Here is a 6,911-nt window from a genome sequence, read left to right on the forward strand (position 1 = left end):
TTCGCGATCTCCCACAACCCATCCGGAACAATCCAACTCCACGTACCCCGCCCCATGCCCTGACCAACGAACAATCACCACATAGGACACGGTCTTAGTACTACTCCAGCAGCGCTCGTGTCCTGAGCTGCGCTTTCGGTGGTGGCAGCGGTGGGCGATGGCCTGGCGGCGTCTTCTCCAGGCCGACCACTCCAGTGCGTGGACGACGGGATCGCGGTCGGTTCGCGGGAGGGGCAGGGGGAGTGTCCAGGAGCCGCCGTATCTCTGCCACGGTGACCGGAACGAGGGCCGTTTCCGTTCCTGCGGCCCCCTTTGCGGCGTCGCTGGCCTGGGCGGCGAGTGTTGTCAGGACGGGTGGGCGAGCACGGCCAGGGTGATGTGCCGGTGCCAGTCGGTGTGGTGACGGACCTCGGCCGCTCGGGCCGGCTCGGCGCGAAGCAGGCGTCGGCGTCGGGCGGCTCCCTCTCCCACAGCAGGCGGGGCCGGCGCTGCGCCCTTGGCGCGGGTGTACCGGTCGGGATCCCGGTCCCGGACGGCCTGCTCCACCTCGTGGCCGGGGAGGCGGGACAGGAGCGCGAGCCTGACCCGGCGTCACCGTCCGGTCGCCCCGCCCGTAGTAGCGGCCTACGGTGTGTCCGGGCCCGAGCGGGGCGTGATCCATGAAGTCGCCTCGCCTTCATGCGCTGTGCCGGCCCCTGGGAGGGCGCGGCGGTCGGGAGCGCGGGATGAGTTCGGGCATTGAGGAGGCGGCCGTCTGGGGCCACCTCACCGCGTAGGGACCGGCTCTTACAGGAGTGGCCGTGTCCTGCCGTCGATCGCGGCGAGCACCAGGGCCTGGCAGGCGGTCATGTTGGTGGCCGCCACGGTGTTCAGGACTTGGTGGGTGGGGGTCGTCATCCAGGGTGAGGCGGCCGCAGTCGCAGAACCCTATGCGCTGGGCCAGAGCGAGGGACCTCTCCTGGGGGAGCAGATCGGCGATGGCGTCGACGGCCACGAGACCGAAGTCGATCGCGACCTGGCAGGCGTGATGGCACATGGCCGGGTCGGCGGCGAACTCGCCGGGCAGCGGAGCGTGCGTGCGGGCGACAACCGGCGGCCGCGGTGTGCGGCGGCGAGAGCGTGAGGACGGCATGCCGCGTTCAGCAGATCTGACGTGGAAGACGGCGGCTCCGCCCTCCAGGGTGAAGTACCAACAGCTCTGGTGGGCTCGGTGAGTGGAGGCGGACAGCTGGAGCGCGACCTCGACGACGGCGGACCGCTTCCGCACCTGCCTCGTGCCGTTGAGGAGGCCCGGAGCCCGCGGCCCCCGGCGGTGTGACACACAGGGGACCAGAGGCCCATCCGGCAGAAGTAGGCGGGCGCTATCTCTGCCGGTCAGAATGCCTGGCCCACCTCAGCCGTGCCGGATCATCGGGCTCCTCGCTGCTGCCTGCGCCGGCACGGCAGCGGTTCCGTCCGCGTGCGCCGCCGACCCCGACGGCGGTATCTCGATCATGAGGAACGAGCAGACCGGGCTCTGCCTCGACTCGGATGTGAATGGCAACGTCTACACCAAAGAGTGCACCTCGAACAACCCGTACCAGCAGTGGATCCCGTATTCCCAGAAAATCGATGGATACCCCGGCTGCATGATCAAGAACAATCGTACCGGACTGTGCCTGACGGCTGTCGATTCGGGAAGTGTGCGGACGCTTCCCTGCGGTACGGGCTATATGCCGCAGAACTGGCTAAGAGGCTGGTTCGGAAACAGCAACGCCCTGGCCGCTTCGGCGTGGGATAGGTACCCTGTGCTGGATTCGAACAGCAAGGGGAACGTCTATTTGAAGGAAGAGATAAGCGGCAACCGCTATCAGAGCTGGCTTTTCTTCAAGGTCTGACGCAGCCTGCTTCCGCCCGCCGTTGTTCCTCCCGGCCGGCGGCGCGGAACTCGCCTCGGTCATCCTGCACCACACCGCGTGAGTACTCACCGGCGACGGCATGTCCGCCCCGCGCCATGGCCACCTGCACGAGCACTGGAACGCCCCGAGGGGCCCGACCGCCCGGTTCGACGAGGAGCACGAGCAGAGCGCCGAACCGACCCGCGCCGCCCTGCTCCGCGCCCGGACGACCCCGCCGCGCACTCGCCGAACAGACACTTCAAGGGGGCGGCCTCGTCGCCCCCTTCCGGCGCATCGGCGCGGGCACCACCGGTACTAGGGGTACGGCGATCACCGCCACCACCGCCCCCTACCGGTGGATCGGTGAGCTGGTCCGCGTCCTCGACCTGACACCCTGACACGACCGCCGGAGCAGCCGCCGACACCAAAGCAGCTCTTCGACGGCGAGAGGCCGCAGGCGTGCGCGATGAGCGCTGTTGAGCGCACGGTCATCTCCAGTGCGTACCCGCAGCTGGCTGCGCGCCCGTGTCGGCCGCGCAGCGGTGGCGACAGTGGGACGTCCGCCGACCCGGCCGCGAGCGCGTACGGCATGGGTGGACGCGGGGTTCAAGCAGGCCGTGGTCGAGCATGGCTCCCGCCTCGGCGTCGACGTGGAGATCAACGCGGTCGCGGGACGATGGCCACGCTCCCAAGCGTCGAACGCGGAGTTTCACTTCAGGCATATTTTCACGCAGTGGTGGTCTACCCATTCACAACAGGAGTTATGTGCGCTACGCACAATGTCGTCGTCTCGGTCGTAGAACTCCGTGATGATGCGGCCGTCCTCAATTCGTGACACCCCTACTTGCTTACTGAAGTCGATCTGCAGTATTTCGAGCTCAACCCTCATACAACTCACCCCATACCTGCGAGCGGCTTCGGGGTGCCGGGCAAGCAATTTGTCGAGGTCTTCGAAGAACTCGGGGTCGCGTTCCGGCCCGCAGGCGGGCTTTGCGTTCATGGCAACGCTCCCTTGGATCGAGTGCGTTCAATCGCCCGATTTCCATGGTCTCTCGGCCTTGAAACCGGCGCCACTCGGCCCATGCGCAGGCGGAATGCGCGGCGGGAGGGGGTCATGGCGGCCGCGATACGTCACCGAACGCCTTCTCGGGGTAGGCCCCGCTCTGCGTAAACCCCACCGGGTCGGTCACGCCGTCGTTGACCGCCGTCACCGACCCCGAGTGCTGCGGCGGAGACTGTCCGCGATACCCCCTCCCGATTCCCGAACTTCACCTTCCCGACCGTCGTCGTCTACGTCTGAAAGGCGGAAGACGGCTCCAAACGACCGGAATCAGGCGCAGATCGTGGAGCTGCAGGCCCGGCCCGTCGGCCGGATACCCGACGCCGGCTGACCCCTCGCCTTGTGGCTGTGTCCCGGACCACAGCCGTATTCGTGCTGTCCCGCCCGATGCGGACGGCGGCGTGCTTCACGGCAGGCGGATGCCGAGATGGCGTCGGCGCTCGGCGACGAGCGTCTGCCAGCGCCTGCGCACGGTCTCCTCGGGCTGGGGCCAGCGGGCTGTGGAGGGCTGGGGGAGGGGCTGTCCGGCGATGCAGTGGGTGATGTCGGCGTAGTAGGCGCAGTCGCCGTTCCGGGCGAGGTCGCGTAGCCGGTCGGCGGTGGCGCGGACTTTGTCGTGGTCGCCGAGGACGGCGTGGCGTGGTGGAACGCGAGGACCACATCGAGGGCGGGTTCGGCCCCTCACCGCGTGGCATGGAGCCGGAATCCGGCGCGGTGATTCCGGCGTCGATCCGTGCCCGGGTGACGACCCGCCCGGGCTCGCGGGCCAGCGACTCAAAGACGAAGGACTCCCTCGCAGTCAGCGTCACCGGCCGGACCCCGACCCGGGCCTCGAACCGCGCGGTGTCCCGCTCTACCTCGCCGACCCGCAGCTGTCATGGACCGGGTACGGGCGGCTCCGCAGCCACGCCCCGGTCGTAATCCATACGCGCGGTCTGGACTTCCTCGATATGGCACTCGGCCCATGCCTTGATCGAGGCCATGACCGGCAGCAGGCTGCGGCCGAGTGGAGTGAGCTGGTAGTCCACCCGGACCGGCACCGACGGGGTCACCGTGCGGGTGAGCAGGCCGTCACGCTCCAGGCTGCGCAGCGTCTGGGTGAGCATCTTCTGGCTGACTCCGGCGATGATCCGGTTCAGGTCGCGGTACCGCAGCGACCCGTCGGCCAGCGCGTTCAGCACCAGACTCACCCACTTGTCGCTGATCCGGTCCAGCAACTGCCGGGCCGGGCAGGTGGCGAGATAGGCGTCGTAGGCGGCGCGCTCATCGGCGCGGCGCTGGGCGGCATTGCGGGTGGCCATGGCACTCCCGGGTCGGGTAGGCACTCCGAAGTGCGTACTTTCCGCAGGAGAGTAACACCCCATAGGTTCGTGGACATGAAAGCTGTGATCGTTCGTTCCTTTGGTGGCCCGGAAGTCCTGGAGATGGCCGAAGTACCGGTGCCGGAACCGGGTTCCGGCCAGGTCCGGATCCGGGTCGCCGCGGCGGCTGTCAATCCGGTGGACCTCCAGACCCGCTCCGGCGCGCTCACGGCCCGCGGCCTGCTCCCTGAGCGGGAGGTCATCGGCATCGGCTGGGATGTCGCCGGCATCGTCGAGGCGCTCGGGCCCGGGGTCGTCGGCTTCCAACTCGGCGACGCGGTGATCGGGTTGTCCGACCGGCTGGCGCTGTCGATCAAGGCGCAGGCCGAGTACGTGGTGCTGGACGCGGACGCGGTCGCTGCGGTACCGGCCGGCACCGACCTGGTGGCTGCGGCAAGCCTGCCCCTAGGCGGACTCACCGCTGCTCAGGCACTCGATACCACTGAGGTCAAGCGCGGCGACACGCTGCTGGTAACCGGAGCGGCGGGGGCGGTGGGCGGCTACACGGTGCAGCTCGCCGCGCTGGCCGGCGTGCGGGTGGTCGCCGTCGCGGGTGCCGACGACGAGGAGTCGGTGCGCGATCTCGGCGCGGATTTCTTCGTGCCGCGGACCGCGGACCTGCCCACCGCAGTGCGCGACCTGGTGCCCGGCGGCGTACACGCCGCGGTCGACGCGGCGTCCGTGGGCATGCCGGCGCTGGACGCGGTGCGCGGCGGGGGTTCGCTGGTCAGCGTGCTGGGCAATGCGCCGACTCCGCTGCGCGGCATCCGGGTGGGCAACGTGTGGATCCGCGCGGACGGCCCCCGCCTCGCCAAGCTGGCCGCCGCCGGGCTGCGTACGCGGGTCGCCGACGTTCTGCCGCTGGACAAGGTCGCCGAAGCTCATCGCAGACTGGCGGCGGGTGGGCTGCGCGGTCGCCTGGTACTGGTGCCTTGATACAAGAGGAACATCGACTGGCCGGTGGCTCACTCCGCAGCGATCGCCTGCGCTGCCGCGATGTCGCTGCCGCAGCAGATCCGCTCTGCAACGATGTCGGCAGGTCTGCTGTGCCATTTCCCAATCGGGCTGATGATGGGCCTGCGGAGCTTTGCCCTGGCGATGTCGGGCGGCATCCTCGTGTTGGGCCTGCCGTCCGGCACCACCATCACCCGGCGCCGATAGAGTCGACCGCTGAACCCGTTGCCGAAGCCACTGTGGCCACGACTGTTCGGCCTCCGGCGCGAACCGCTGGTTGACATGGGAAATGACCGGAGGCGGGACGCGCCCCGTCCACGCCGTATCCCCGGCCCATGCACGCCGAGACGAGTGACAGCGTTTCGGAATCCGGCATCCCGGTCCGCCGGACGGCAGTCACCAGCTGCCGCGTACGCTCGACGACTGCGACCCGGTCCTGCGGGGCGCACACGATCCACCACCGCCCCGCGGCCGCGCCGCAGTTCGACGAGCCCCTCCGCCTCGAGCGTCTGGTAGCCGCGCGGCACGGTGTGGACGCCCATCCCCAGCGCCCCGGCCGGCTCCCGTGCGGCCGGTAACCGGTCACCGGCGCGCGGCGAGCCGGCCAGCATGGAGCGTCACACGGCCGCGGCGACCTGTTCGGAGAGCGATTGCGGGGAGCTTGTGTCGATCTCCACCAGTATCGCGTCAACGCCTCCCCGAGGATTCCGTGATCAGACGCGCGGTGGTTTCGGCGTCATCGACCGCTACAACGAACTGACGGCCGCTGCTCAGCTCCAGCCACAGGGCATCGCCCGGCCGCAAGGAGACAGCGTGCCGGCCGGGCATCACTCGATAGCCGAAGCCCCTCAAGTCGGCAGGCGGGGCGTAGCCGGAGCGTGCCCCCGCGATCCGGTCCGGGGGGAGCGCCGGATCGGTAGCCGGGCAGCCGAGATGGTGACGCCGCGGGCGTCGACGGTAACCCTGGTGCTGCCGTCAGCACGATAAGCAAGCCCAAGGGAGCGCAGGGAGCAGCCACCAGCCCACCGAGGTGAGGCAGGCGAGAAGGATGCCCGCGACGGCGTGGAGCAGTTCGACCGGTACGCACCACGTGGGCCCCGCATTCCGGCTCCATGCCACCGGTGAGCGGCAGGCGGAGTCACCGACGATCCGTCTTCCATGCCAAGGCCGCACCGACGGCCCCGGCCACCAGACAAACGGCAATGGCGATCGGCCCGTGCAGGGACATGGGGAAGTCCAGGTCGTGCGGATCGGACAGCCCGGCGTTCGCGGCGAAGGATGCGGTGAGCAAATAGCCCTCGCCCGCAGCAACGCCCCACGCACAGGCGGCCACGAGCCGGTACTGCCCCGGCGTCTGACGACGACGCACCAACAGGTACCCGAACAGGAACGCCTCGGCGAGGTACACACCAACGGTGATGGCGACCAGCTTGAGCGGTGCCATGAAGCCGTCGGGGCCGGAGGAGCCTATATGGGAGACCACCTCACCGGGCAGCCGGTCGCCAACAGCGGCATAGACAGCCAGCTGTACCACGGCCACGACGATCCACGGGCCGGCGCCCTAAGACCGTGTCCTACGTGGTGAGGCGGATGAGTCGCTTGTAGCAGCACAGGGCGGCGGCGAGGCCGAGAAAGGCCAGGTAGTTGCGCGGGTCGCGC

General features: G+C 69.3%; 8 protein-coding genes and 1 pseudogene. 4 read left to right on the plus strand and 5 right to left on the minus strand.

The window, feature by feature from the left end; genetic code table 11:
- Nucleotides 1-883: 883 nt before the first annotated feature.
- Nucleotides 884-1,123 carry a hypothetical protein gene (locus ACZ63H_RS38210; protein ID WP_469873064.1) on the plus strand — a complete coding sequence of 80 codons (240 nt, stop codon included), beginning with the start codon at nt 884-886 and terminating at the stop codon, nt 1,121-1,123.
- Nucleotides 1,124-1,493: 370 nt separating this feature from the next.
- Complete coding sequence (locus tag ACZ63H_RS38215; RefSeq protein WP_469873065.1) at nt 1,494-1,877, plus strand: RICIN domain-containing protein; 384 nt, start codon at nt 1,494-1,496, stop codon at nt 1,875-1,877.
- 709 nt (nt 1,878-2,586) lie between these two features.
- Here the strand turns inward: ACZ63H_RS38215 and ACZ63H_RS38220 are convergent.
- From ACZ63H_RS38220 to ACZ63H_RS38230, 3 genes are all read right to left on the minus strand, one after another.
- Nucleotides 2,587-2,877: a hypothetical protein gene (locus ACZ63H_RS38220; RefSeq protein WP_469873066.1), complete on the minus strand. Its 291-nt coding sequence runs from the start codon at nt 2,875-2,877 to the stop codon at nt 2,587-2,589.
- Between the two features lie 466 nt (nt 2,878-3,343).
- Nucleotides 3,344-3,622: a hypothetical protein gene (locus tag ACZ63H_RS38225; protein ID WP_469873067.1), complete on the minus strand. Its 279-nt coding sequence runs from the start codon at nt 3,620-3,622 to the stop codon at nt 3,344-3,346.
- 190 nt (nt 3,623-3,812) lie between these two features.
- Nucleotides 3,813-4,238, minus strand: coding sequence for a winged helix-turn-helix transcriptional regulator (locus tag ACZ63H_RS38230; RefSeq protein WP_469873068.1), 426 nt, complete (start codon nt 4,236-4,238; stop codon nt 3,813-3,815).
- 75 nt (nt 4,239-4,313) lie between these two features.
- Between ACZ63H_RS38230 and ACZ63H_RS38235 the strand changes: the two genes are divergently transcribed.
- Together ACZ63H_RS38235 and ACZ63H_RS38240 are read left to right on the plus strand one after the other, a co-directional pair.
- Entirely contained in the window at nt 4,314-5,234 is a 921-nt protein-coding gene (locus ACZ63H_RS38235; RefSeq protein ID WP_469873069.1) for an NADP-dependent oxidoreductase, read from the plus strand.
- A gap of 60 nt (nt 5,235-5,294) precedes the next feature.
- On the plus strand, nt 5,295-5,459 hold the full coding sequence (locus ACZ63H_RS38240; RefSeq protein WP_469873071.1) for a hypothetical protein: 165 nt from the start codon (nt 5,295-5,297) through the stop codon (nt 5,457-5,459).
- Nucleotides 5,460-5,767: 308 nt separating this feature from the next.
- On the opposite strand, the pseudogene ACZ63H_RS38245 reads toward ACZ63H_RS38240, so the two are convergent.
- Nucleotides 5,768-5,863, minus strand: a pseudogene (locus ACZ63H_RS38245) (GntR family transcriptional regulator); the annotation flags it as partial.
- A gap of 527 nt (nt 5,864-6,390) precedes the next feature.
- A complete protein-coding gene (locus tag ACZ63H_RS38250; protein ID WP_469873070.1) occupies nt 6,391-6,786 on the minus strand; it encodes a hypothetical protein in 396 nt (131 codons plus the stop codon).
- Between the last annotated feature and the right edge of the window lie 125 nt (nt 6,787-6,911).

The organism is Streptomyces sp. NPDC104831, from assembly GCF_055583025.1.

Excerpts from the sequence above, each read along its gene's own strand:
- ACZ63H_RS38215 (WP_469873065.1), top strand. The coding sequence starts at position 1,494 with ATGAGGAACGAGCAGACCGGGCTCTGCCTCGACTCGGATGTGAATGGC.
- ACZ63H_RS38220 (WP_469873066.1), bottom strand. The coding sequence starts at position 2,877 with ATGAACGCAAAGCCCGCCTGCGGGCCGGAACGCGACCCCGAGTTCTTC.
- ACZ63H_RS38230 (WP_469873068.1), bottom strand. The coding sequence starts at position 4,238 with ATGGCCACCCGCAATGCCGCCCAGCGCCGCGCCGATGAGCGCGCCGCC.
- ACZ63H_RS38235 (WP_469873069.1), top strand. The coding sequence starts at position 4,314 with ATGAAAGCTGTGATCGTTCGTTCCTTTGGTGGCCCGGAAGTCCTGGAG.
- ACZ63H_RS38240 (WP_469873071.1), top strand. The coding sequence starts at position 5,295 with ATGTCGCTGCCGCAGCAGATCCGCTCTGCAACGATGTCGGCAGGTCTG.